This window comes from Streptomyces sp. NPDC006743 (assembly GCF_040703815.1).
Lineage (GTDB): Bacteria > Actinomycetota > Actinomycetes > Streptomycetales > Streptomycetaceae > Streptomyces.
The window spans coordinates 1-1,356 of the sequence record NZ_JBEYJA010000161.1; the positions used below are offsets into that span (position 1 = coordinate 1).

The following is a 1,356-nucleotide window of genomic DNA, read 5'->3' on the forward strand; positions in this document are numbered from 1 at the left end:
GAGTCGTCGCCGGTAGTGGCAGTGGCGGGCGACGACCTGGTGTCTGCGGCGCCAGCGTGACCAGTTCAGCATGTGTGCGCGAAGCGACCGGCCTGTTCGGTGGTTGTCGGCGAGGCGAGGCGCCAGGAGCCGGCGGACTTCTGCCACGGTGAGCGGAGCCAGGGGGCCGGAAGCGTTTCTGCAGCCCCCTTTGCCGCGGTGTCGGCCGCCATGACCGCGAGGTAGGCATGGGCGAACATCGCCAGGGTGATGTGCCGATACCAGCCGACGTAACGGCGGACCTCGTACTGGTCCAGGCCGCACTCGTTCTTCGCGGCCTGGAAGCACTCCTCGATCTGCCAGCGCATGCCCGCGACCCGAACCAGGTCGGTCACCACGGTCTCCAGTGGGGCGTAGGCGAGGAAGTAGGCGATCTCCTCGGGCCTGCTCAGGCTGCGGCGAGCCAGTGCCCACCGACGACGGACCGGGACCTCGCCCTGGTAGTCGAACTCGGACACCGTGGGCAGTCCCAGTGCCGCCCAGTGGTAGAGGCGCGGCCCCTTGGCCCCGTCGCCGCATGAGATCGGCTCCCATGCCTCCGCGGGAGCCTGAGCGAAGAGGTGGTCGATGCGCGGGCCGAAGACCTGCTGGGACTTGGGCACCGCGAGCACGTAGCCGAGACCGGACTGCTCCAGCAGACGGCGGAAGCGCCCCTCCTGCCCGTAAGCGGCGTCCGCGGCCACCCAGGCCAGGGGGAGATCGGAGGCCAGGGCACGTAGTACGAGGCGCTTGGCCAGCTCTCCCTTGGTGGCGAAGCCGCGCTCGTCGGGAACTTTCGCCGCCCGGCAGCGCTCACGGTCGTCCGTCCACGACCTGGGCAGATACAGTTCCCGGTCCACCAAAGCGCGGCCGATGCTGGTGGCGTAGGCGGCGAAGACACCGATCTGGCAGTTCTCGGTGCGGCCGGCGGTGCCGGAGTATTGGCGCTGCACTCCGGCCGATGTGGTGCCCTTCTTGATGAAACCGGTGTCATCGATGACGAGCACCCCGCCGTCATCACCGAGGTGCTGGGCGACGTATGACTGCAGGTCGTCGCGGACATCGTCGGCGTCCCAGGTTGCTCCGTTCAGCAACCGCTGGAATCCGTCGGGGGTGCGGTGTCCGGCGAACTCGGCCAGTTGCCAGCCGTTCTTGCGGCCGACGGGGGCGAGCAGGCCCCGCACATAGTCCCGCATCCGGCGCCGCAGGTCGGCACGGCTGAACCGGTGGCCGATGCAGAGGAAAAGGTCGTCGAGTTCTCGTTCCCACGCCGCGTCCGCATGTTCGTCGATCACGCTGGGAGACTGTCCGTATCACAGCCCAGCCATTTCCCCGCCT

The 1,356-nt window shown here is 68.7% G+C and carries 1 protein-coding gene; it reads right to left on the bottom strand.

Going from position 1 to position 1,356, the window contains the following annotated elements:
- Positions 1-65: 65 nt before the first annotated feature.
- Positions 66-1,253 (bottom strand): IS701 family transposase, encoded by a 1,188-nt coding sequence (locus tag ABZ719_RS37670; protein WP_366729674.1) that lies wholly within the window; start codon positions 1,251-1,253, stop codon positions 66-68.
- Positions 1,254-1,356 lie beyond the last annotated feature (103 nt).